Origin of the sequence: Achromobacter sp. ESBL13 (assembly GCF_036668755.1) — a bacterium.
Lineage (GTDB): Bacteria > Pseudomonadota > Gammaproteobacteria > Burkholderiales > Burkholderiaceae_B > Achromobacter.
This window is the reverse complement of record NZ_JAZEVT010000006.1, coordinates 155,292-178,868: the sequence shown is the minus strand read 5'-3', so window position 1 is coordinate 178,868 and position 23,577 is coordinate 155,292. Positions and strand designations below refer to the sequence as shown.

Genomic DNA, 23,577 nt, shown 5'->3' with positions numbered 1-23,577 from the left:
CGCGGCGGCGTCAGTCCGAATGCGGGTCCTGGAATTGCGAGCACTTCACCTGGACCAGCTTGCGGTCTTGCAAGCGCAAGGCCGTCAGCGCACCGCCCCAGACGCAGCCCGTGTCCAGGCAGATCACGTCGGGGCGCTGTAGCAGCCCCAGCGTGGACCAGTGCCCGAACACCGTGGTGATGTCGCGCGTGGCGCGGTTGGGCACGTCGAACCAAGGCACCAGGTTGGGCGGCCACGCGCCGGGCGCGACCTTGGTGGCAAATTCCATGTGGCCATTGGGCGTGCACAGGCGGATACGCGTCAGCGCGTTGATGATGACCCGCATCCGCTTGCCGCCCTTGTGGTCTTCTTTCCACGTGGCCGGTTCGTTGCCGTACATTTTTTGCAGCGCCTTGTGCCAGTTCGGGCCGCGCAGCGCGTCCTGCACTTCGCCGGCCAGCGAAAGCGTCTTGGCCACGTCCCACTTGGCCAGCGTACCGGCGTGCACCAGCAGATGGCCTTGTTCAAAGTGGGCCAGCGGACGAAAGCGCAGCCAGTTGATCAGTTCGGCGGCGTCGGGCGCGCGCAGGATCGGATCCAGCGTGTCGGACTTGGACGGCTTGCGCACGCCCGCGGCGGCGGCCAGCAGGTGCAGGTCATGGTTGCCCAGGACCGAGGTCGCGCGCTCGCCCAGGTCGATGATGCGGCGCAGGGTTTCCAGCGATTGCGGCCCCCGGTTGACCAGGTCGCCCGCGAACCAGAAGCGCGAACGGGGGTCTCCGACCAGGTCGGGATGGGCCAGCAAGCGGTCCAGCGGCGAGCAGCACCCCTGCACGTCGCCGATCATCCAGATACTGCCGTTCATGCGGGACTCTTGCTCCAGGGCCAGCGTTGTTGGACCACGCGCGTGATGGTGTGGCGGTATTCCATGTAGCTCATCGCGCCCAAGGCCAGCGCCATGGCGCCGATGTTCGGACCCAGCGCCGTCAGCCAAGACGGCCATTTGCCCAACATGCCGACGTTAAGCGCCAGCTGGTTCAGCATGAAGAAGCCCACGCCCAGCAGGATGCCGATAAACACCTTGGCGCCGACGCCGCCTCGGCGGGTCTGCATCAGGCCGATCGGTGCGGCAATGGTGATCATCACCAGCAGCGTGAACGGATACGCCAGTTTGCGCCACAGCGCCACCACCTGTCGACCATATTGCAGCTGGTTGTCGCGCAGGTACTGCACGTAGTCCAGCAGGGTGACGATGGACATGCGTTCAGGTGTCAGTACGCGGGCCAGCAGGCGCTCGGCGCTAAGCGTGGTGTCCACCGTGCGCTCGGGCACCTTCGCGACCGAGGCGGGCGGGTTCTTGGGCTGGCGCGCGTTGGCCAGCGCTTCGGCCGCGTCGTCATCCAGGCGGGTTTCCGAGACGTCTTTCAGCACCAGGTCGCCATGCGCGAACAGGCCGGTGGGCGCCGTGGACAGCACGGTCAGCGTCTGGTCTTTCTTGAATTCGTAAAGGGTGATGCCGGCCACCTGGCCGTCGCCTTTGAGTTCGGCGATGTTGATGATGCGCATGCCGCCGTTGGCGGTGGGTTCCTTGAACCAGTAGCCGCTTTTCAGGCGGTCTCCGCCGGCCTTGCCGCGAAACATCAGGTTGGCTTCGCCGCTTTTGATTTCAGCCCAGGGCGTGACGTATTCGGACAGCAGGGCGGCGCCGATCATCAGCGGGATGGTCACCACCCACAGCATGCGCAACAGCCGCATGCCGCTGACGCCAGAGACGCGCAGGATGACCAGTTCGTTGCGCTGGGCCAGCCCGGCCAGCGCCAGGATCGCGCCGATCAACAGGCCAATGGGCAAGAGATCATACAGACGGGTGGGAATGGCCAGCGCCTGCATGTAGAGCAGGGCCATCATGGAGAACTTGTCGCCCACGTTGTCCAGGTCGTCTACCAGCGCGAAGAATGTGAAAAGGCCGAGCAAGGCCATAAGGACCACTGCACAAGAGCGATAGATTTCGCGGGCCAGGTAGCGACGGGCGGTACGCATGAAAATGTGGGGAAGCGCTAAACGTGAAAGCTTAACAAATCCCACCGCCCAGGGTGCGAAGAGTGCGGTGCGGGCGGCGGGTTCGGGATGTCAGGGGGGGTAAGAAAGTGCCGGGGGCATCTTTGGGGAAGGCACGGCGGATCAGGGGATGTCCACCATCTGCATCCGGCGCGTCAGCACGCCCACGCGGGAATTGAGGTAATTGGAGTTGCGCCGGGTGTCGTAGAAGCGGGGGTTGGGCAGCATGGCGGCCAGCCGCGCGGACTGGCTTGCGCTGAGGTTGGCCGCCGACGTATTGAAATAGTGCTGCGCGGCGGCTTGCGCGCCAAACACGCCCACGCCCCATTCCGCCACGTTCAGATACAGCTCAAGAATGCGTTCCTTGCTCATGACGTGTTCGATCATGTAGGCCAGCACCAGTTCCTGCCCCTTGCGGATGTAACTGCGCGAGCTGGACAGGAACATGTTCTTGGCCAGCTGCTGCGTAATGGTCGAGCCGCCCCGCATCTTGCTGCGGCCGGCTTCTTCCTGGCGCTGGTTGTATTCCCAGGCCTTGCGAATGGCGTCCCATTCGATACCGTCGTGTTCGGTGAACTTGGAATCCTCGGACGCCACCACCGCGCGCTTGAGGTTGCGGCTGATCTTGTCGTAGGGCACCCATTCGTATTTCAGCTGGAAGGCGGGGTTGCCTTCGCGCAGGCGCGAGCGTTCTTCGCGCATGATCGCGCTGCTGCCGGGGTCGCGGTAGTTGTACCAGACCACCTGTGAGAACAGCCAGAATTGGTACAACAGCACCGCGCACACCAGCGCCATCAGCACGCCGGTGATGATCCGGAACCAGGATCGGCCCTGCTTGCGCGTCGCCATGCCGCTTAGTGTCCGGCCACCAGGGCCTCGCGCAGCGCGGCCAGCACCGGCGCCGGGTCGGGGCGCACGCCATGCCAGATCAGAAAGCTCTCGGCGGCCTGGCCCACCAGCATGCCCAGGCCGTCTGCCGTCAAGCTGGCCCCGTCGGCCTCGGCCTGCTTCATGAAGGCGGTGGGCTTGGCGCCGTACATCATGTCGTAGGCGGCGGCGCCCGGCGCGTACAACCCGGGCGGCATGTCCGGCGCGGCATCCTGCAAGCCGCTGGCCGTGGCGTTGATGACGAGGTTCCAGCCGCCGGGCCGCGCGGCGTCGGCCAGGCCGCCCGCCGTGACGTGGGTGGCGGGCGACACGCCGGTGGCGCGCCAGGCATCGGCCAGTTCCAGCGCCTTGGACGCGGTGCGGTTCACGATATGGATGCGCGCGCAGCCGGCTTGCGCCAGCGGTTGCAGCACGCCGCGCGCCGCGCCGCCCGCGCCTACCATCAGCACGGCGGCATCGGCCAGCCGCAGGCCCAGGCGTTGCAGGTCCGACACCAGGCCCACGCCATCGGTATTGCAGCCGTGCCAGGCGCCATCGCGCCAGGACAAGGTGTTGACGGCGCCGGCCAGGCGCGCGCGGGCGGACAGGTGGCCCGCCGCCAGCGCGTACGCATCCAGCTTGAAGGGCACCGTGACGTTCAGGCCCAGCCCGCCCTCTGCCACGAATGCGGCCACCGCGTCGCCAAAGCCATCAACCGGCGCCAGCAGGCGCTCGTAGCGCAGCGGCTTGCCGGTCTGCTGGGAAAACATGGCGTGGATCTGGGGCGAGCGGCTGTGCGCGACGGGGTTGCCGATGACGGCGTAGCGGGCAAGAGGGGTCGCCTCGGTCATGGGGCTTGGGTTTCCAGGGTGTCGTTGACGAAATGCCACGTGCGGGTGATGACCAGCACGTCGGTATCGCGCGCGATATCGGGGGGGAAGGGCGGAAAGGGCGCGGCCAGCTGGACGATGCGGCGGGCCGCCTGATTCAGTACGGCGTGCGGGGACGGCTGGTCGATTTCCACATTGGCGATGCTGCCATCGGCGCGCACCGACACGGTGATGCGCAACGATCCGTAGATACGTCCGCGCGCTTCGTCCGGGTAATGCTGGGTGCCGACGGTTTCAATGCGGGCGCGCCACGCGTCCAGGTAGGCGGCGTAGCGCGAGGCTTCGGCGGACGGCGCCACGAATTGCTTGCGGGGTTCGTTGCTGTATTGCTGGACGCGGGCAGCCAGCGCGGCAACCTGGGCGTTCTGGATCACGCTGGCCTGGTCCTCGGCGTCCTTGCCCTGGTCGGCGCCGTCGGGCCACGGGTTGACGGCCTGGCGTTCGGCGCCGGCCTGTTGCGCCGAGCGCAATTGGGTCATCAACCGGGTCTGTTCGGCTTCCAGCTGCACTTGGCGGCGGCGCATGGCTTCCAGCACGATGGTCTCGGCGGCGGCACCGGTCTGGGGCAGCGGCGTGGTGGTCATGCCTTGTTCGGCATTGCCTCCACCCGTCATCTGGTTCTGTGCCTGGGCGCGCGGCGCCTCGGGCGGCGTTTCGCTGCGGGCGTTCAGCAGCACCACTTCCAGGCTGGTTACGGGCGGCCGGGTAAGCGCGGGCACGCCGAAGCGCCACGCCAGGGCGCCGGCGTGCACCAACAGCGATATTGCAATGCCGATGCGCAGGTAATGCTGGGCGGGAGCGCCCAGCCACCGCAGATAACGGCCTAGCGGGGAGGAGGAATCAGGGCGTGGCACGGACGCATTGTAAGGCGAGTCCGCGCCGCCCGGACAGGCCGGCCAACGGCTTGTAACAGCTATTGGACGGCATGCCGGGAAGGCGGGTGGGCGGCCGGCGCCCACGCCGCCCCGGTCGGATCAGGCCAGCTTGCGGGGGAACACCCACACCTTGCTGGCCGGCAGGGCCAGGCGGCTGGGACCGGGTTCGCGGCCTTCGGGACCATAGGCGCGCAGGGCCAGCGTGTTGGCCGGGTCGGCGTCGGGCGTGCGGAACAGGTATTCCCAACGGTCGCCCAGGTACATGCTGGTCAACAGCGGCATGTCGATGTGGTTGCCGTCGGGGTCGTCCGCCAGGCGCACTTGTTCGACCCGGATCACGGCGGTGCCGTCCTGGCCGGCCGACACGCCTTCGCCCGCCTTGCCCCACAGCGCCCAGCCACGGCCCTCGATGCGCGCACGGCCGTCGCGCACTTCAGTGACCTTGCCTTCCAGCCGGTTGTTGCTGCCCATGAATTCCGCCGTGAACAGCGTGGACGGCGAGCCGTACATTTCCTGCGGCGTGCCTTGCTGTTCGATCTTGCCGTTGTTCAGCAGCAGGATGCGGTCTGAGATGGCCATGGCTTCGCTCTGGTCATGCGTCACCATCAGGGCCGACAGCCCCAGGCGGATGATCAGTTCGCGCAGGAAGGCGCGGGCTTCTTCGCGCAGCTTGGCGTCCAGGTTGGACAGAGGCTCGTCCAGCAGGATGACGGGCGGGCTGTACACCAGCGCCCGGCCGATGGCCACACGCTGTTGCTGGCCGCCGGACAGCGCGTGCGGATGGCGGTGGCCCAGCTTGCCCAGCCCCAGCTGGTCCAGCACGGCCTGCACGCGTTCGCGCACTTCGGCCGACGGCACCTTGCGCAACTTCAGCGGGTAGGCCACGTTTTCAAACACGGTCTTGTGCGGCCACAGCGCGTAGGACTGGAACACCAGCCCCAGGTTGCGCTCTTCGGCCGGAATTTCTTTGCGCGCGCCGCCGTCATAGACGATGCGGTCGCCGATGGTGATGCGGCCGCGCTTGGGGCCTTCCAGCCCGGCCACGGCGCGCAGCAGCGTGGTCTTGCCGCTACCCGAGGGGCCCAGCAGCGACACCACTTCGCCCTGGCGCAATTGCATCGACACGCCCTTCAGCACGGGGTTGTCGCCGTAGTCCAGGTGCAGGTCTTCTACAGAAAGCTCAATCATGAAGTTTGACTCCGAATCGCAGGGCGATGCCCAGGCCGATCACGACCAGAACGATATTGATGAAGGAAAGCGCGGCCACGATGTCGATGGCGCCCGAGGCCCACAGCGACACCAGCATGGAACCGATGGTTTCCGTGCCGGGCGACAGCAGGTAGACGCCGGTGGAGTATTCGCGCTCGAAGATCAGGAACATCAGCAGCCACGAACCGATCAGGCCGTACTTGGCCAGCGGTACCGTGACGTGGCGCGTGACCTGACCACGGCGCGCCCCGGCGCTGCGGGCGGCCTCTTCCAGTTCGGGGCCCACTTGCAGCAGGGTCGATGAAATCAAGCGCAGCCCGTAAGCCATCCACACCACCGTGTAGGCCAGCCACACGCTGAAGATGGTGCTGCGCATGGCGCGTAGCCATTCAATGAAGTTCTCGCGCAGCCATTCGGCGAACGGCAGCGCCGACAGCCAGCCGTTTTCGTCCACGTCCAGGGCGTTGTCCAGCCACATCGGCACAAACAGGAACACCCACAGGAAGGCCAGGCCGGCCAGCAGGCCGGGCACGGCGCGCGGCACCAGCACGCTGTAGTCCATGAAGCGCGTCACGTTGTCGGGCTTGCGGTGCATGGCCAGGCCCACGAACATGTAGCACATCACTGCCAGCGCGCCGCCGAATACGCCGATAGCCACCGAGTTCACAATCGCGCGGATCAGGTTGGGCTGCGCGAAGACCGTACGGAAGGCGTCCAGCGACAGCACGTCGAACAGTGACACGCCCATGCCCCAGTTGGACACGAACGCGCGCAGCAGCACGCCCAGCAGCGGCACCACGATGGTGACCGCCAGCCAGAACGCCACGACCGCGCCCGCCGCCCAGCGCCACTTGCCCAGCGGCAGCGGGCGGGCGCGCGAGGCCTTGCCCTTGACGGTGACGAAGCGGTTCGCGGTGCGCATCAAACGGCGTTGCAGCATCACCAGCGGGATCGTCATGCAGATCAGGATCACGGCCACGGCCGCCATCAGGTGATACGACGGAATGCCCAGCTTGTTGGTCAGCTTGTACAGGTACGTGGCCAGCACCAGGTTGCCTTCCGGATCACCCAGCACCAGCACCAGGCCGAACACTTCCAGGCCCAGGAAGAACAGCAGCACGGTGGCGTACAACATGGCCGGGCGCACCATCGGCAGGCTGACCGACACCATCACGCGCAGCGGCGACGCCCCGGCCACGCGGGCGGCTTCTTCCACATCGGACCCCATGCTGCGCAGCGCCGACGAGATGTACAGGTACGCGTGCGGCACGTGCGTCAGGCCGGCGATGATGACGATGCTGGTCAGCGAATAGACGTTCCAGGGCACGAAGCCCAGGATGTTCTGCGCCCAGATCGAGAAAAAGCCCACCGGGCCGGCGGCCACGACGTAGCCAAAGCCCAGCACCATGGGTGACACGAACACCGGCACCAGGATCAGCGGTTCGATCCAGCGGCGGCCGGGCAGGTCGGTGCGGATCATCAGGAAGGCCAACATGCCGCCCAGCGGGATGGCGATGATGGCCAGCCCGAAGGCCAGGATGAAGCCGCTTTTCAGCGCCTTGTAGAAATCCGGGTCCGCGAAGATGAAGCGGAACGCGTCCAGGCTGAAGACCTTGGACGGGGCAAAGAAGGGCGCGGATAGAAAGCTCTGGATGATGATGAACGACAGCGGCACGTAGATAGCCAGCGCTGTCATCAACACCACCACGCCGCGCGGCAGGGACTGCCATTTTCTGCGCAATGACTGCATGGGGAAATCCTGTGTTCAAAGTGACGCGACGGTCGCGCCGCCCGGGTAGGGGCAGGCCCGCCCGGGGGGCGGTCAAGCGGGCGGCAGGCCGCCGTCCGCTACGCGTATGGGGCGCCGGGGCGGGCGCGCCGCGCCCCGGACCCGCGCGGCCTTACTTGCCGGCCGCGGCGCGCCAGTCCTTGATGAACTGAAGGCGCTTGGTCTGCTCAAGGTAGTCCAGCAGCGTTTCGTTGACCGGAATCGGCTTGAGCGAGGCGCCCAGCTTCTTAGTCATGCCGTCCACATCGTTGTCGCCGTCGATGTCATCGCGCACCGAGGCCAGGTCGGCCTGGTTGGCCATGATTTCCTGGCCCTTCTTGGACAGCAGGTAATCCATCCACAGCTTGGCGGCGTTGCGGTTCTTGGCTTTCTTGCTGATGAACGCCACGCGCGACAGCACCAGCGCGTAGTCGGTCGGGTAGGCCACGCCCAGCGACGGGTCGGCCTTGGCGCGGGTTTCGGCGTACGAACCCAGGATGTTGTAGCCGATCAGGTTTTCACCCGAGGACACGCGTTCCATCATGGTGCCGGTGGACGATTGCACGACCAGGCCGCCCTTGGCGATGTCTTTCAGCGTGTCGAAATACTTGGGGTCGTTGGCCTTGTCCTGCACTGCCAGCATGAAGCCCACGGCCGACTTTTCAATGTCGTAGGTGGTGACCTTGTTCTTGAATTTGTCGGGCTGGCTGGCTATCAGCTTGGCCAGCGCGCCGTGCGTGGTCGGCACTTCGGCGGCGGGGATCAGGCGCTTGTTGTAGATGAACACGGCGGGTTCGTAGGTCGTGCCGTAGGCCGAATCCTTCCAGACGGCCCAGGCCGGCAGCTTGCCGGCTTCGGGCGATTTGTATTGCAGCGCGTAGTCGGAGGCCAGCTTCAGGGCCGAATCCATCGACGAGCTCCAGACGATGTCGCCGCTGCCGCCGCCCGCCGCCTGTTCGCTGATGTAGCGGTTGTAGAGCTCGGTGCTGTTCATGTCGTTGTATTCGACCTTGACGCCCGGATACAGCGCTTCGAAGCCCTTGATGATGGGGCCGGCGGCCTTGGTGTCGGTGGTCGAATAGATGACGACCTTGCCTTCCTTCTTGGCGCCGTCCAGGATCTTTTGATAATCGGCCGGGTAACCCGCCGGCACGGCCTGCGCGAAGGCGCTGCCGGTGGCGATGGCGAAAGCTGCGGCGCAGGCGGCCGCCAGTTGGGACTTGGCAAGCATGTGTTCGTCTCCGATTGGAATTGGTCTGTAGCGGGATCTGGGTCCAGCCTGCGGCCATCTTAGGAGGCGGCGTCTGTCGTCGTCCTGTCATGGAGGCGGCAAGCGGCTAGGGGTAATCCCTGGGCCTGCTGCGCCCCGCCTACGGCCGCTTCGGCGTGTCCGTGACCAGCCGCACCCAGTTCTGAACGAAGCGCGAATGCCGCCGCTGGTCCAGCCCCACCAGCAACGCCGGGCTCAACACCACCGGCTGCACGATGCCCTGCGACCGCGCCAGCACCGCTTCGGAGGTCCAGCGGCCCGGCGTGTCTTCCATGATGGAACCCAGCGCCGCGTGGCTGGAGGCCACTTGCTGGCCGGCCGGCGACAGCAGCCAGTCCACCAGGGCGCGCGCCAGATCGGGGCTGGGCGCGCGCCGCGAGATCAGCACCGACCGCGCCAGCACCAGCACATAGTCCTGCGGAAACACCACGCCGATCTTGCTGCCCGCGGCCTGGCGCGACAGGGCGTATGAACCCAGGATGTTGTAGGCCAGGTCCAGTTCGTCGTTCTCGATGGCGTCCAGAATCTGGGCGCTGGTGGGCGACAGGCGCACGCCCACTTGCCCCATCGCGTTGGCCAGCCCCCAGAAGTTCGATGACACCAGCTCGTCTTGCTCGGCCAGCAGATAGCCCAGGCTGCTGGCGGCAATGTCATAGGTGCCCACGCGGCCTTGCAGGCTGGCTTGCTCGCGTTCCAGCAGGCGCAGAATGTCTTGCCGCGAGCGCGGCACGGAGGCCTCGGTAAAACGTTTGGGGTTGTAGACGATGACGGCGGGTTCGAACGTGAAGCCGTAGACCTCGTTGCGCCAGACCGCCCACGACGGCAGCTTGGACGCGTAGGGTGACGAGTACGCCTGTGCATAGCCGTCGTTGGCCAGCCGGATCTGCAAGTCCGACGCCGAACTCATCAGCACGTCCACATTTTTCAGGCGCCCGTCCACGGTCGCTTCGTACAGGTCGCGGCTGCTGATTTCGCGATACACCACCGACACGTCGGGCCGCAACGATTGAAAGCCCTGGATCAGCGGCGCGACCACGGGCGTGTCCGTGGGCCCGGCGATGACCAGCGTGCGCGACGTGGGTTGCGGCGCGGGGTAGCGCGTGACGATTTCTTCCAGCTCTGCCGCGCGCGTGTCCTGCGGCGCGGACACCAGCAGCATCGCCGCCGTGCACGCCGCGCCCAGCCACGCCGCCAGGCTGCGTCCGGCCGGCTGCTGTTGCAGCGGCAGGATGACGCGCGCGGACAGGCCGCCGCCGGGCCGATCATGCAGCCATAGCGAACCCCCGTGCGCCGTGGCCACCGAACGCACGATGGCCAGCCCCAGGCCCGATCCCGGCTGCGACTCGCCGGCCCGCCCGCGCGTAAAGCGCTGCTGCACGGCTTCTTTTTCGTCGTCCGAAATGCCCGGCCCACGATCCGACACCGTCAACGCCACGCGGAAACCGGCTACCGGGGTGGCCTGGATGTCCACGGTGCCGTCGGGCGCATAACGCAAGGCGTTGTCCACCAGGTTGCGCAGCATCTCGCGCAAGGCCACCCGGTCACCGGCCAGTCGCGCGCGGCGCACTTCCGGCGCGATCTCGATGCGCAGCCGTTCGGCTTCCACCGGGCCGATGCGCCGGCGCGTTTCGTTGATGGTCTCGGCCACGCCCACGGATTCCGGTGGGCCCTTGCCCAGCCGGTGCGTAATGGTGGCGTCCATCAACAGTTGGTTGATCAGCTGGCTGGCGTGCGTGGCGTTCTGGTGGATGCGCACGATGCGCTCGCGCAGCCGCTTGGGGTCGGTCTCGTCCAGCGCCACTTCGGCCTGCGCGCGCAGCGAGGCTAGCGGCGTGCGGACCTGATGCGTGGCATCGGCCACCAGCGTGTTCAGCGTGTCCATGATGACGGATAGGCGTTGCATGAAGGCGTTCAGCGCTACGACCAGGCGGCGTACTTCGCGGGGCACGGGCGTGGTCACGGGCGTCAAATCCTCGGGCGCGCGGGTGCGCAGGTCTCGTTCCAGCACGGCCAGGGGCGCAAACGCGCGCTGCACGCCAAACCACAGCAGGCCCAGCGCCACCAGCGACACCACCACCAGCGGCAGCACGCCGCGCCCCAGGATCTCGTCGGCCAGTTCATCCCGCGACCCCAGCGTTTCGGCGACGCGCACCGTGACCCAGCCGGCATGCTGGCTGGCCGACACCAGCCGCCCCACGGTCGCCACGCGCACAGGCTCGTCGTGGTAGGTGACGTAGGCGTAGACCGGCGTGGCGGCTTGCGCCAGCGGCAGGTTGGGCGCCAGGTCGCCATAGCCGGTGATCAGGCGGCCATTGGACGTGCGCGCTTCGTAGAAGACCCGCTCGCCGCCCGAGAGCATCGCCAGCGACGACACCGGCGGCTCGACGGTGACGCCTTCGTCATCGATCTGAACGGACCCGGCAATGGTCAGCGCCGATGCGGCAAGCAGGCGGTCGAATGCCTGCTCGGCGGCGCGTTGCGCATAACCGCGCAGGAAGAAAACCAGCCCGATCAGCGCGCAGGCCAGCAGCGCGGCGCCCAAGGTGAAGACGCGGCGCCGGATCGAGGCGCTTTCAGGGATGTTCATGGCTGCGGGCCTGATAGCCGACGCCGCGCACGGTGATGATGTCGATCGACGCGCCCGCCAGCTTCTTGCGCAGCCGCGAAATCAACAGTTCCAGCGCGTTCAGTGAACCGTCGTCCAGATCGAACAGCTGATTCATCAGCCGCTCTTTCGCCACGGTCTGGCCGATGCGGCCCACCAGGATTTCAAGCAGGCGGAATTCGCGCCGGCCAAGTTCCAGCGGTGTGCCCGCCAGCGTCACGCTGCGTCCGGCCAGGTCCAGGCTTAGATTGCCGTAGGCGGTGGTGCTGCTGGTTTGCCCGGCCGGCCGGCGCATCAGCGCGCGCAGCCGCGCCTCAAGTTCGCGCAGGTCGAAGGGCTTGACCAGGTAGTCGTCGGCGCCCAGGTCCAGCATGTCGATCTTGTCTTCGATTTCGGCGCGCGCTGTCATGACCAGCACCGGCGCTTCCAGCCCGGCGGCGCGCAATTCACGGATGACCGAGAAGCCGTCCTTGCCGGGCAGGTTGATGTCCAGCACCAGCGCGTCCCAGGTTTCGTCCAGGCCCCAGCGCAAGGCCGCGACGCCGTCGCGCACCCATTGCACGCTGTGGCCGGCCGACCGCAGCTTGCTCTCCACCGCATCGCCCAGATCAAGGTTGTCCTCGACCAGCAAAATGCGCATGTTGCGTCTCCGTCTTGTTATGGTCCTCTGCCGGGGGCAGCCCCTCTTGCGCGATGGCGAAAGGGGTTGCCCCCGGCAGGGACGTTTTTTTGCTTGCTTTGCTTTGCGCTAGCGCGCTGGATGCATCCTACGTGCTTGCCGGCTCGGGAGCCAGCTGGCCGACATACCGGCAATCCAGCTCCAGCCCCAGTTCATCCATGCCCAGGATGTCGATTTCCACCGGGGTGCCGCGTTCCAGTTCGGGCATGCCGCCCACGCGCGTCACCAGCGGCGCGTTGGCGAATCGCACGAGGTCGTCGCGCAGCACGTGCGCCACCGTGCGGGTAATGCCGTTCTGCTTCAACCAGCGCAGGCACCAGTAGCGTTCCATGGCGCTTTGGAATTCGGCCCAGGCCGCGTACTGCGCATCGAACGCGCCGATGATGGCGAACAGGTCGGCGTCGCGCGGCTTGAACGGCGCCACCAGACGCGCCGACACGCCGTGTTCCACCGCGGCGATCAACTGCCATTGGTTGACCAGGTCCACATAGCGGCGCAGCGGTGACGTGCTCCACGCATACTGCGGCACGCCGATAGCTTCGTGCGGCAGGGCCTGCGTGCTCATGCGCACGCGGCCGGCCTGCTGCGACCGATAAATACCCGGCACGCCATGTTGGTGCAGCAAGCCGCCCCACAGGTTGTTGGCCAGGATCATGTATTCGGCCACCATGCGGTCCAGCGGCGCGTTGCGCTGGCGCGGCACCAGGCGCACCGGCGTGTCCGGGTCGTCGGGGTTGCCGTCCAGGTAGAAGCTGTATTCCACGCGGGAATTGTTTTCGGGCTTGCCGCGCACGTTTTCGCGTTGCGCCGACAGCGCCTGCGCCAGCTTCCACAGCGGACGCAGCCAATGGCCGTAGGGAATGTCGGCCGACGGATCGGCCAGGCTGGCCTCGGTGACTTGCGCGTCCAGCATGTTGTGGCGCAGGTTTTCGCGCACCACCACACGTTCCAGGCGCGTGTCGGATTCGATGATCTCGCCGGTTTCCGGGTCGGCCACCACGTACAGCGACAGCACGGGCACTTCGCGCCCGGCATCCAGCGAGAACGCCTTGATAACGTTGTCCGGCTGCATCGGGATCTTGTCGCCCGGCATGTACACCGTGGACAGGCGGGCGCGCGCCAGCTTGTCGAATTCGCTGTCGCGGGTCACGGTCAGGCCGGGGGCGGCCACGTGCACGCCCACGCGCAGGCGGCCGTCGGGCAGCGTCGTCACGGACAGCGCGTCGTCGATCTCGGTCGTGGTGACGTCGTCCACCGAATAGATTTCGGCGTCCGACAACGGCAGTTCGCGGTCGATGGGCGGCAGTTCAAGTTCCGGAAATTCCAAGCCGCGCGGGAAGTTGACGGCCAGGAAGCGGCGCTTATGCAGGGCCAGCGCATGCGGCCATGCGCCCAGTTCCAGCAACAGGCGGTCGGGGCTTTTGCCCAGCTTGGCGCAGGCGGCGTCCAGCGCCTTCCATTGCTGCGAATTCTTGTCCGGGCGGATCAGCAGCGTTTCAGCAACCTGGGCAATGGGTTCGGGCAAACGGCCGGCCGCCATCTCGTCGACCCATTCCTGTTGCTGCTCGGCCTGGCGCTGCTTCTTTTCCAGCGCGGCCAGCGCGGCGGCCAGGATGTCGGGCGGGGCAGGGCGGTAGCGGCCCTTGCCACGGCGGTGAAAGTACGCGGGCGCGCTGTGCAGGCGCATCAGCAGCGCGGCGTGTTCCACCGGCGTGGGGGCGTGGCCGAAGTAGTCGGCGGCCAGCGCGGGCGTGTCGAATTCTTCTTGCGGCGCGCATTCCCACAGGAATTGCAGGTCCAGTTCGTCGGCGGCCGCAGCCGCCTGGCTCATCAGCGCCGCCGGTTCGGGCGACGCAAAATTGAACAGGGTGTTGGCGCGCTTGATCTTGCTGCGCTTGCCCGACTCTGACTCCACCTGCAAGCTGGCGTCGGTTTCGGACAGGATGTTGCCGGCCTTGAAGCTGCCGTCATCTTCGTAAAACACATACATGGTGGGGATCTTCCTGGGCGGCGCGTACGCACCGCCTTGCGCGGCGAAATAGAGTGTTGATGTCTGGTACTGATTATTGAGGGCTAACCTGCTTGCCGCCAAGGGCGAATTCAAGCACCTCGGGCATCCAACGTTCGAAGTCGGACAAACCGTGGTCGCTGCCTTCGACGATACGCTGCCGGCAACCCGCGTAGCGATCGCGCATTTCACGCCAATCCAGGACCTCGTCGCCCGTGGCCGCCAGCAGGAAGTACCGGTCGGGATGGGTGATGCGGGGCGCGTGGATGGCGGCCAGTTCGTCTACATATTCAGGCAAAAAGACGAACGGCGCGTCGGAATGATACATGTGGTGCTCGCCCACCTGGGTAGCCAGGTCGCGCGCGGCTTCGACGGCCGGGTTCAGCAGGACCGCCTTGCAATCCAGTTGTTCGGCCAGCCAGGTGGCGTAGAAACCGCCCAGCGACGAGCCCACGATGGTCAGCGCGCGGGGGCTCGCCGCGCCCTGCAATTGGCCTTGGGCGATGTCCATGGCCAGCGCAATGGCTTGCCGGGGGCTGGCGGGCAGTTGCGGGCAGGCCCACTGCGCGGCCAGCCCAAGCCCGGCCATGGCGTCGGCCATCTGCCGGGCTTTGGTGGAACTGGGCGAGGAACGAAAACCGTGCAGGTAGAGAATCATTTCGTGCTCGTCCAATAAAGGGGGATCAGCCGCGTGCCCGCAGCGCGTCCAGCAGCTTGCCGTGGATGCCGCCGAACCCGCCATTGCTCATGACCAGCACCTGGTCACCCGGGCGCGCGGCGGCGGTCACGGCCGCGACCAGCGCATCGATGTCATCGTAACTGGAAGCCCGGTTGCCCAGCGGGGCCAGGACCTCGGCCGGGTTCCAGCCCAGCGCATGCTTGCCGCTGTGGGCGCCGAAGCAGAACACCAGGTCGGCATCGGCCAGCGCGTCGGGCAGGCGCGCGGCCATCGTGCCCAGCTTCATCGTGTTGGAACGTGGCTCAAGCACCGCCAGGATGCGGGCCGACCCGACTTGGCGGCGCAGCCCTTCCAGCGTGGTGGCGATGGCGGTGGGGTGGTGGGCAAAATCGTCATAGACCTTCACGCCGTCGACCGTGCCGCGCAGTTCCATGCGGCGCTTCACGCCCGCAAAACGCGTCAGGGCCGCGATGCCTTCCAAGGCCGGGACGCCCGCGTGCTCGGCGGCGGCCAGCGCGGCCAGGGCGTTCATGCGGTTGTGCTCGCCGGTCAGGTTCCAGCGCACGGTGCCGATGTCGACGCCGCCGCGGATCACGGTGAAGGCGCCGTCGTCATCGGGCGGCGATGCCTGCCACGCGCCATCCGCGCCGAACGTGACGGTTTCGGACCAGCAACCGCGCGCAATCACGCGGTCCAGTGCGTTGCAATGGGCGGGTCGCACGATGCGGCCGGACGCGGGAATGGTGCGCACCAGATGGTGGAATTGCGTTTCGATGGCCGCCAGATCCGGAAAGATGTCGGCGTGGTCGTATTCCAGGTTGTTCAGGATGGCGGTGCGGGGGCGGTAATGGACAAACTTTGACCGTTTGTCGAAGAACGCCGTGTCGTATTCGTCCGCTTCGATCACGAAGGGGCGGCGCGCGGGGTCATAGCGGGCGGATACATGCAGGTCCGCCGCCACGCCGCCGATCAGGAAGTTGGGGGCCAGGCCGGCCGTTTCCAGGATCCAGGCCAGCATCGAACTGGTCGTGGTCTTGCCATGCGTGCCCGCCACCGCCAGCACGTGCGCGCCGGGCAGGATGTTGTCGCCCAGCCATTGCGGACCGGAAACGTAGCGCGCGCCGGATTCCAGAATGGCTTCCATCAGGGGGTTGCCGCGGCTGACGACGTTGCCGATCACGTATAGGTCGGGGGACAGCGCCATCTGGTCCACCCCAAAGCCTTCGATCAGGTCGATGCCTTGCTCGGACAGCTGCGTGCTCATCGGCGGGTATACGCCCGCATCGCAACCAGTGACCTTGTGGCCGGCGGCCCGCGCGATCAGCGCCAAGCCGCCCATGAACGTACCGCAGATGCCAAGAATGTGCAGGTGCATTGAAAACTCTCCTGTCCGGCATTGTATATATAGCGGCCACTGCTCATGCCGACCGGGCATCGCGCAAAATTCCCGGCAGCGGTTATGATCGCGCCATGAATCGACGCCTACTTCTATCCGCCGGCGTGGCCGTGGCCGCCACGGTCGCCGGGGGCTATACCCTGTTGGGGCAGAAGTCCCGCACGTCTTCCCCGCCCGCCGACGCCGGCGACCCTGTTGCCGCATTGATGCAATTGCAGTTGCCCGACTTGCGTGGCGCGACGCAGTCGCTGGCCAACTGGAAGGGGCAACCCATGGTGGTCAATTTCTGGGCAACGTGGTGCGCGCCGTGCGTGCGCGAGATGCCGGAACTGGATGCCTTGCAGAAAAAATATCCGAATGTCCGCTTTGTCGGCATCGGCGTTGATTCCGCTGCCAACATGCAAAAATTTGTCGAGAAAGTGCAAGTTTCATACCCCTTGTGGGTTATCGGGGCAGGCGCGATCGACACTTTGCGCAAGCTGGGCAACCCCAGCGGCGGCTTGCCTTTTACCATCGTGTTCAACGCTGATGGCGCGATTAACCGGAAGATACTGGGCGAAATCCAACCCGACGACCTGAATCAAACCCTATCCGGTTTGAAGGCATAAGTCTGTTGGACAAATAGTAGGAATTGGCGTAAAAAGCTGGTTTATCGGCTGTTTTGCCAACAATTCCACCGTTGGCAATCCACTCATTGGCAAGCGCATGGCGCAAAACATACTGGTATTGCATGGCCCGAATCTGAACCTGCTTGGCACCCGGGAACCTCATATCTACGGCAGTTTGACGCTGCCCCAGATCAATGAGCGACTGGAGCTGCTTGCAGGCGAACTGGGCGCCAAGCTGGCTGCTTGGCAAGGCAATCACGAAGGCGCGCTGGTTGACCGCATTCAAGCGGCCCGGCAAGACGGCACAGACTTCATCATCATCAACGCGGCGGCTTATACGCACACCAGCGTCGCTATCCGCGATGCGCTGGCTGGGGTCGCGATCCCATTTATTGAAGTACATTTGTCCAATCTGTATAAGCGAGAGCCCTTCAGGCATCACTCTTATCTGTCCGACTTGGCGGTAGGCCTTATCTCCGGCCTGGGCGCGGACGGCTACGAGGCGGCTCTGCGTTACGCAGTGCGGCACTGATCTCGCACCAAACTCACGGCTTTTACATCTTATACGGCGCGGACCCCACGCTGGGACGCCGCCGACACTATCTCGGGAAGCAGCTTCTATGGACCTTCGAAAACTCAAAACCCTGATCGACCTGGTGGCTGAATCGGGTATCGCCGAGCTGGAAATCACCGAAGGCGAAGGCAAGGTACGCATCGTCAAGTTCTCGCAAACCTTGCAGCCGGTGGCCTACCACCAGCCCGAAGCCGGCGTGCCCGCCGCGCCGGTTGCGCAAGCCGCCGCGCCTGCCGCGCCGGCCGCCGAAGCCGCCCCGGTCATTCAGGGCCACGTCGTCAAGGCGCCGATGGTCGGCACGTTCTACCGTTCGCCGAACCCGGGCGCCGCCCCGTTCATCGACGTGGGCGCCACCGTCAAGGAAGGCGATCCGCTGTGCATCATTGAAGCCATGAAGCTGCTCAATGAAATCGAAGCCGACAAGTCCGGCGTCATCAAAGAAATCCTGGTCGAAAACGGTGAGCCCGTCGAGTACGGTCAACCCCTGTTCGTCATTGGCTGATAGCTGAAAATGTTCGAAAAAATCCTGATCGCCAATCGGGGCGAAATCGCCCTGCGCATTCAGCGCGCTTGCCGCGAGCTGGGCATCAAAACCGTGGTCGTGCACTCCGAGGCTGACCGCGAGGCCAAGTACGTGCGCCTGGCCGATGAATCCGTGTGCATCGGGCCCGCGCCGTCGCGTGACAGCTACCTGAACATGCCGGCCATCATTTCGGCCGCCGAAGTGACGGATTCCGAGGCAATTCACCCGGGTTACGGGTTCTTGTCCGAAAATGCCGACTTCGCCGATCGCGTCGAAAAGAGCGGCTTCGTCTTCATCGGCCCGCGTCCCGACACCATTCGCCTGATGGGCGACAAGGTCAGCGCCAAGCGCGCCATGATCGAAGCGGGGGTGCCGGTGGTGCCCGGTTCTGAAGGCGCGTTGCCCGAAGATCCGCAGGAAATCATCCGCATTGCGCGCGAAGTCGGTTACCCGGTCATCATCAAGGCGGCAGGCGGCGGCGGTGGCCGTGGCATGCGCGTGGTGTACACCGAGGCCGCGCTGTTGAACGCCGTTACCATGACGCGTTCGGAAGCGGGCGCCGCGTTCAACAACCCGGAAGTCTATATGGAGAAGTTCCTTGAGAACCCTCGCCATGTGGAAATCCAGGTGCTGGCCGATGGCGGCCGCAACGCCGTCTGGCTGGGTGAGCGCGACTGCTCCATGCAGCGACGCCACCAGAAGGTCATCGAAGAAGCGCCGGCTCCCGGCATCGCCCGCCGCGCCATCGAGCGCATCGGCGACCGCTGCGCCGATGCTTGCCGCAAGATGGGCTATCGCGGTGCGGGCACGTTCGAGTTCCTGTTTGAAAACGGCGAGTTCTATTTCATTGAAATGAACACCCGCATCCAGGTCGAACACCCGGTCACCGAACTGATCACCGGCATCGACCTGGTGCAGCAGCAGATCCTGATCGCCGCCGGCGAGAAGTTCACGCTGCGCCAACGCGACATCGCCTTCAAGGGCCATGCGATCGAATGCCGCATCAACGCCGAAGATCCGTTCCGTTTCGTGCCCAGCCCCGGCCGCATCACCAACTGGCATACGCCGGGCGGTCCTGGCGTTCGGATTGATTCGCACGCCTACAATAGCTACTTCGTGCCGCCGAACTACGATTCGATGATCGCCAAGGTCATCACGTATGGCGATACGCGCGACCAGGCGTTGGCGCGCATGCGCATCGCGCTGTCGGAAATGGTGGTGGAAGGCATTTCGACCAACATCCCGCTGCATCGCGAATTGCTGCAAGATGCCCGCTTTATCGAAGGCGGCACCAGCATCCACTATCTGGAAAACAAGTTGGCTCAGCGTCCCTGACCGACGACCCGGGGCCTCACGGCCCCTTTTTACGTTTTATGGTCTATCGGGCCGCGGCGCGAGCCGCGGCCCGATGGCCAGATGGAAGAATAATCATGCGTGAACTCGTGCTCCATTGCCTGGAGGCGCAGGCCGAAGCCCTGTCGGATGCGTTGCTGGAAGCGGGCGTGCTGTCGGTGTCCGTGGAAGACGCCGACTTCGGCACCGATGACGAACGCCCCTTGTTTGGCGAACCGGGCACCGAGCCCGACGTGCAGGCCTGGGACCGCAACCGCGTCGTGGCCTTGCTGCCCGATGGCGCCGACCCCACGCAGATCATGGAAGAAGCCGCGTCGGCCGGTGAACTGGACCCGACGCTGTTTGCCGGCTGGACGCTGCGCGATGTGCCGGACGCCGACTGGGTGCGCCTGACGCAATCGCAGTTTGGCCCGATCCACATCGCCGAGCGCCTCTGGATCGTACCCAGCTGGCACCGCGACAATCCCGACGTGCCCGGTCTGGACCCCACCACCGCCGAAGAGGGCGCCATCCATATCGAGCTGGACCCGGGCCTGGCGTTCGGCACGGGCAGCCACCCCACCACGCACCTGTGCCTGGCCTGGCTGGAAGCCGAATTGCCCGCCGGCGCCACCGTGCTGGACTACGGCTGCGGCTCGGGCATTCTGGCGATTGCCGCGCGCAAGCTTGGCGCCGGCCCGACCTTGGCCGTGGACATCGACGCGCAGGCAGTGCAAAGCACGGCCTATAACGCCGAGGTCAACCACGTAGAACTGCAAGCCATGCTGCCCGACGCGCTGGCCGACGGCACGTTTCAGGTGGTGGTGGCCAACATCCTGTCCAACCCGCTGAAGGTGCTGGCGCCGATGCTGGCCGGCCGCGTGGCGGATGGTGGGCATCTGGTGCTGTCCGGCGTGCTGGAACGCCAGGCCGATGAAGTGGCTGCCGCCTACGCGCCCTGGATGGCGATGTCCGTCTGGCGCGCCCGCGACGGCTGGGTCTGCCTGCACGGCCAAAAGGCCTGAGCACCGCTTCGGCAGGATCGCATCACATGGCTTTGACCACCCGCTGCCCGCAATGCGGCACCACGTTCAAGGTGGTGCCGGACCAGCTGCGCGTTCGTAACGGCCTGGTGCGCTGCGGCGCCTGCTCGACGGTTTTCGACGGCCGCGCCTGCCTGTTGCCCGGCGCCGACGCGAAGGCGCTGCCGCCCATGCCGCAACCCGCGCGTCCCGCCGCGCCGGCCCCCGCCGCCGCAGCCGCCGCGCCGGTCCTCTCGCGGCCCTCGGTTGAACCGCGCCAGGTTCCGCCCTGGGAAGACGAGCCGGCCTCGCATCCGTATGCCCCGGCCGCCGCGCCGACGCCTGCCGCACCAAGGCCCGCCCCGGCAATGCCGCCAACGCCCGCCGCGCCTGCGTACGCCCCGATGACGCCGCCGCCGCCGGGCCGGGTTGAGCCGGCTATTCCGGCCGCTGTAGCTCCGGCCGCTGCGCCCGCCGTCCTGCGCGGGCGTGACTCAATGCGCCGCCACGTTGAACCCGACGATGAGCTGCCGGAAGACGGGTTTGACGACGAAGGCCCGTTGGACCGGGACCTGGACGACGACATGCGCGACGCCCGGCATGGCCGCGTCGAGACGTATCGGCCCGAACCCATCATCGCCACGCCGCGCGGCAACGAGCCGGTGTTCAACTGGACGGACCGGGACGACGAAGACAATCATGACGATCACCGCATCGGTGAGCGCCGCGAATCCCGGGATAGCACCCCGCGCCACCACGACGTTCGCCAGCCTTACGTCGCCGACCACGCGCTGCGCCGTCACGACGCATATCGTCAGGACGCCTATCGTCACGACGCCGATCGCCCCGATGACGACGAGCCCGGCTTTGACGACGACATCGAGCCCGTGCTGGGCGACGCGCGCACGCGCTATTCCAGCGCCACCGACGTGGGCCGCGCCCCGCCCGAGTTCCTGGATCAGGACCGCAGCGAACGCCGTGGCCTGTTGCGCAGGCTGTGGGGCTACGCGTGCCTGTTGGGCCTGATCGCGCTGGGTCTGCAACTGCTGTACGTTTACCGCACCGACATCGCCAATTCCGTGCCGGCCCTGCGTCCGGTGCTGGAAGCCGCGTGCAAGCCCCTGGGCTGCTCGGTGGGCTATGCGCGCCGCCTTGAGCGCATCGCGATTTCCTCGTCGTCATTGCAGCCGCCCACGGGCGCCGCCGCCATCGACGACGGCCGCAGCCGACTGGTGCTGAACCTGGTGCTGCGCAACCGTTACGACAAGCCGCAGCATTGGCCGGCACTGGTGCTGGACCTGACGGATCTGTCCGACACGGTCGTGGTGCGCCGCGTGTTGCGGCCCGAAGACTATCTGACGCCCGAGCAACTGCGCGGCCCATTCGCGCCGGCGGGCGAGCTAAAGATTTCCGTGCCCATTGAAGTGACCGGTGTTCAGGTCAATGGCTACCAACTTGATAAGTTCTTTCCTTAAAGGATGACACGCATGGCAACCCCCGTCCTGGTTTGCGGTTCGATGGCGTTCGACACGATCGCCGTGTTTGAAGGCCGCTTCAAAGAGCACATTCTTGCCGACCGCATCCAGTCGTTGAGCGTGTCGTTCCTGGTGCCCAGCATGCGCAAGGAATATGGCGGTTGCTCGGGCAACATCGCGTACAACATGAATCTGCTGGGCGGCAAGCCGCTGCCCGTGGCCACCGTGGGCGAAGACGCCGGCGAATACATGGAACGCCTGTCCGGCCTGGGCATCGACACGGCCCGCGTCAAGGTGATTCCCGACACGTTCACCGCGCAGTGCTTCATCACCACCGACCTGGACGACAACCAGATCACCGCTTTCCACCCGGGCGCCATGTCGTTCTCGGCCGACAACGACCTGAGCGATGCGGAAGCGGCCTGGGCCATCGTTGCCCCGGATGCCAAGGAAGGCATGTTCGCGCACGCCGAACGCCTGCACGCGCGTGGTATCCCCTTCATTTTTGATCTGGGCCAGGCGATGCCGTTGTTCGACGGCGCCGACCTGGAACGCATGCTGAAGATGGCGCGCGCCCTGACCGTGAACGACTACGAAGCCGGCGTTGTGGAACAGCGCACGGGCCGCGGCATGGCCGACATCGCCGCCACGCTCGAAGCCGTGGTCGTGACGCGCGGCGCCGAAGGCGCCACGCTGTTGACCGGCGGCAAGACGATCCAGATCGCGCCGGTGCGCGCCACGCAAGTGGTGGACCCGACCGGTTGCGGCGACGCGCAGCGCGGCGGTCTGCTTTACGGCCTGACCAGCGGCTGGAACTGGGAAGACAGCTGCCGTCTGGGCAACGTCATGGGCGCCATCAAGATCGCCTCGCGCGGCCCGCAAAACCACGCGCCGTCGCGCGCTGATATCGACGCGGTGCTGCACGCCACCTACGGCATTCACCTGCCTGCTTGATCGTCTGAACCGGGCTTGCAGACGCGGGAACCGCCGCGCGATTGCGTGGTCGAACGGACGTTGAAAATCACCGATGTGACGTCGTGAAAGACGCGCTGTCACAAGGTGATTGCCGGCTTTGGCCGTGAGTTTCAGTGTGTTGCAACCGCGCCTGCCCGGGGTAATGCGCGGGGTATGATCAGTTTTCGTCGGCAGTGCCCGATCGAGGAGTCCAAATGAACCAAAGTAAATCTCTTTCCCTGGTGACCCCGCGTACTGGCCGGTGGCTGGCCATCGCGGCCGTCGTGACGTCGATGGCTGTGCTTGGCGGCTGCGCGAATCGCAGCGCGTCCAGCGGGGTATATAGCTACGACCAAGCCCAGCGTGAGCAGATCGTCCGTACGGGCACGGTCACGGGCGTGCGCCCGATCGTGATCCAGAATGACAAGTCCAGCGGTGTCGGCATGTTGGCCGGCGGTGCGCTGGGCGGTGTGGCCGGCAATGCGGTGGGAGGCGGCACGGGCCGCACCATCGCCACGGTCGGCGGCGCCATCCTTGGTGCGCTGGCGGGCAACGCCGTCGAAAACCGGGTTGGCACCAACTCGGGCTATGAAGTTACCGTGCGCCTGGATAACGGCGAAACTCGCGTCGTGGCGCAAGAAGCCGACGTGCCGATCAGCGTGGGCCAACGTGTCCAGGTGATCAGCGGCGCCGGCCCCACCCGCGTCACCCCTATGTAATTCGGGAAACCCCGCGCAAGCGGGCTTTTTCGACCGCGCCGACGCGTATGAAGGCCCCGATTATCGGGGCCTTTTTTTGCCTGAAAG

21 protein-coding genes and 1 pseudogene are annotated in these 23,577 nt (G+C 66.0%); 9 read left to right on the top strand and 13 right to left on the bottom strand.

The genetic code is table 11. The features are described 5' to 3' along the window. Positions 1 to 10: 10 nt before the first annotated feature. From V6F88_RS22175 to mpl, 13 genes are all read right to left on the bottom strand, one after another. Positions 11 to 844, bottom strand: a complete 834-nt coding sequence (locus V6F88_RS22175) for a symmetrical bis(5'-nucleosyl)-tetraphosphatase (protein WP_332612265.1) — start codon at positions 842 to 844, stop codon at positions 11 to 13. Then, the gene (gene lptG, locus V6F88_RS22170; protein ID WP_104145191.1) at positions 841 to 2,019 is read right to left on the bottom strand and encodes an LPS export ABC transporter permease LptG; all 1,179 of its coding nucleotides are present in this window, start codon (positions 2,017 to 2,019) and stop codon (positions 841 to 843) included. The genes V6F88_RS22175 and lptG overlap by 4 nt, the downstream gene beginning before the upstream one ends. A gap of 141 nt (positions 2,020 to 2,160) precedes the next feature. Continuing rightward, the gene (mtgA, locus tag V6F88_RS22165) at positions 2,161 to 2,886 is read right to left on the bottom strand and encodes a monofunctional biosynthetic peptidoglycan transglycosylase (RefSeq protein ID WP_046806542.1); all 726 of its coding nucleotides are present in this window, start codon (positions 2,884 to 2,886) and stop codon (positions 2,161 to 2,163) included. A 5-nt stretch (positions 2,887 to 2,891) separates the two neighbouring features. Beyond that, complete coding sequence (gene aroE / locus V6F88_RS22160; RefSeq protein ID WP_332612264.1) at positions 2,892 to 3,755, bottom strand: shikimate dehydrogenase; 864 nt, start codon at positions 3,753 to 3,755, stop codon at positions 2,892 to 2,894. Further along, positions 3,752 to 4,648: a TonB family protein gene (locus V6F88_RS22155; protein ID WP_332612263.1), complete on the bottom strand. Its 897-nt coding sequence runs from the start codon at positions 4,646 to 4,648 to the stop codon at positions 3,752 to 3,754. Before V6F88_RS22155 ends, aroE begins: the two co-directional genes overlap by 4 nt. Positions 4,649 to 4,768: 120 nt before the next feature. After that, positions 4,769 to 5,857 (bottom strand): ABC transporter ATP-binding protein, encoded by a 1,089-nt coding sequence (locus V6F88_RS22150; protein WP_332612262.1) that lies wholly within the window; start codon positions 5,855 to 5,857, stop codon positions 4,769 to 4,771. Next, positions 5,850 to 7,628, bottom strand: coding sequence for an ABC transporter permease (locus tag V6F88_RS22145; RefSeq protein ID WP_332612260.1), 1,779 nt, complete (start codon positions 7,626 to 7,628; stop codon positions 5,850 to 5,852). The genes V6F88_RS22150 and V6F88_RS22145 overlap by 8 nt, the downstream gene beginning before the upstream one ends. A 151-nt stretch (positions 7,629 to 7,779) precedes the next feature. Further along, positions 7,780 to 8,877 carry an ABC transporter substrate-binding protein gene (locus V6F88_RS22140; protein ID WP_332612259.1) on the bottom strand — a complete coding sequence of 366 codons (1,098 nt, stop codon included), beginning with the start codon at positions 8,875 to 8,877 and terminating at the stop codon, positions 7,780 to 7,782. 139 nt (positions 8,878 to 9,016) lie between these two features. Then, positions 9,017 to 11,503 (bottom strand): sensor histidine kinase, encoded by a 2,487-nt coding sequence (locus tag V6F88_RS22135; RefSeq protein WP_332612258.1) that lies wholly within the window; start codon positions 11,501 to 11,503, stop codon positions 9,017 to 9,019. After that, on the bottom strand, positions 11,490 to 12,161 hold the full coding sequence (locus V6F88_RS22130; RefSeq protein WP_332612256.1) for a response regulator transcription factor: 672 nt from the start codon (positions 12,159 to 12,161) through the stop codon (positions 11,490 to 11,492). Before V6F88_RS22130 ends, V6F88_RS22135 begins: the two co-directional genes overlap by 14 nt. A gap of 127 nt (positions 12,162 to 12,288) precedes the next feature. Then, positions 12,289 to 14,190 carry a ribonuclease catalytic domain-containing protein gene (locus V6F88_RS22125; RefSeq protein WP_332612254.1) on the bottom strand — a complete coding sequence of 634 codons (1,902 nt, stop codon included), beginning with the start codon at positions 14,188 to 14,190 and terminating at the stop codon, positions 12,289 to 12,291. A 73-nt stretch (positions 14,191 to 14,263) separates the two neighbouring features. Continuing rightward, positions 14,264 to 14,866 (bottom strand): YqiA/YcfP family alpha/beta fold hydrolase, encoded by a 603-nt coding sequence (locus V6F88_RS22120; RefSeq protein ID WP_332612253.1) that lies wholly within the window; start codon positions 14,864 to 14,866, stop codon positions 14,264 to 14,266. Positions 14,867 to 14,891: 25 nt separating this feature from the next. After that, positions 14,892 to 16,262 (bottom strand): UDP-N-acetylmuramate:L-alanyl-gamma-D-glutamyl-meso-diaminopimelate ligase, encoded by a 1,371-nt coding sequence (gene mpl, locus V6F88_RS22115; protein ID WP_332612251.1) that lies wholly within the window; start codon positions 16,260 to 16,262, stop codon positions 14,892 to 14,894. A gap of 95 nt (positions 16,263 to 16,357) precedes the next feature. Between mpl and V6F88_RS22110 the strand changes: the two genes are divergently transcribed. The 9 genes and pseudogenes from V6F88_RS22110 (at position 16,358) to V6F88_RS22075 (ending at position 23,490) form a co-directional block, all read left to right on the top strand. Beyond that, the gene (locus tag V6F88_RS22110) at positions 16,358 to 16,891 is read left to right on the top strand and encodes a TlpA family protein disulfide reductase (protein WP_332612250.1); all 534 of its coding nucleotides are present in this window, start codon (positions 16,358 to 16,360) and stop codon (positions 16,889 to 16,891) included. A 97-nt stretch (positions 16,892 to 16,988) separates the two neighbouring features. Beyond that, positions 16,989 to 17,423, top strand: a complete 435-nt coding sequence (gene aroQ, locus V6F88_RS22105; RefSeq protein WP_120153729.1) for a type II 3-dehydroquinate dehydratase — start codon at positions 16,989 to 16,991, stop codon at positions 17,421 to 17,423. Positions 17,424 to 17,511: 88 nt separating this feature from the next. Beyond that, positions 17,512 to 17,967: an acetyl-CoA carboxylase biotin carboxyl carrier protein gene (accB, locus tag V6F88_RS22100; protein WP_050730943.1), complete on the top strand. Its 456-nt coding sequence runs from the start codon at positions 17,512 to 17,514 to the stop codon at positions 17,965 to 17,967. A gap of 9 nt (positions 17,968 to 17,976) precedes the next feature. Beyond that, positions 17,977 to 19,323: an acetyl-CoA carboxylase biotin carboxylase subunit gene (accC, locus tag V6F88_RS22095; protein WP_046806529.1), complete on the top strand. Its 1,347-nt coding sequence runs from the start codon at positions 17,977 to 17,979 to the stop codon at positions 19,321 to 19,323. Between the two features lie 95 nt (positions 19,324 to 19,418). Beyond that, positions 19,419 to 20,345, top strand: coding sequence for a 50S ribosomal protein L11 methyltransferase (prmA, locus tag V6F88_RS22090; protein WP_332612248.1), 927 nt, complete (start codon positions 19,419 to 19,421; stop codon positions 20,343 to 20,345). Positions 20,346 to 20,371: 26 nt separating this feature from the next. After that, positions 20,372 to 20,476: pseudogene (locus V6F88_RS27930) on the top strand (zinc-ribbon domain-containing protein); the annotation flags it as partial. A 270-nt stretch (positions 20,477 to 20,746) separates the two neighbouring features. Then, a complete protein-coding gene (locus V6F88_RS22085) occupies positions 20,747 to 21,817 on the top strand; it encodes a DUF3426 domain-containing protein (protein ID WP_442880381.1) in 1,071 nt (356 codons plus the stop codon). Positions 21,818 to 21,829: 12 nt separating this feature from the next. Then, positions 21,830 to 22,771, top strand: a complete 942-nt coding sequence (locus V6F88_RS22080) for a carbohydrate kinase family protein (protein ID WP_332612245.1) — start codon at positions 21,830 to 21,832, stop codon at positions 22,769 to 22,771. 215 nt (positions 22,772 to 22,986) lie between these two features. Then, on the top strand, positions 22,987 to 23,490 hold the full coding sequence (locus V6F88_RS22075) for a glycine zipper 2TM domain-containing protein (RefSeq protein ID WP_046806525.1): 504 nt from the start codon (positions 22,987 to 22,989) through the stop codon (positions 23,488 to 23,490). Positions 23,491 to 23,577: the final 87 nt, after the last annotated feature.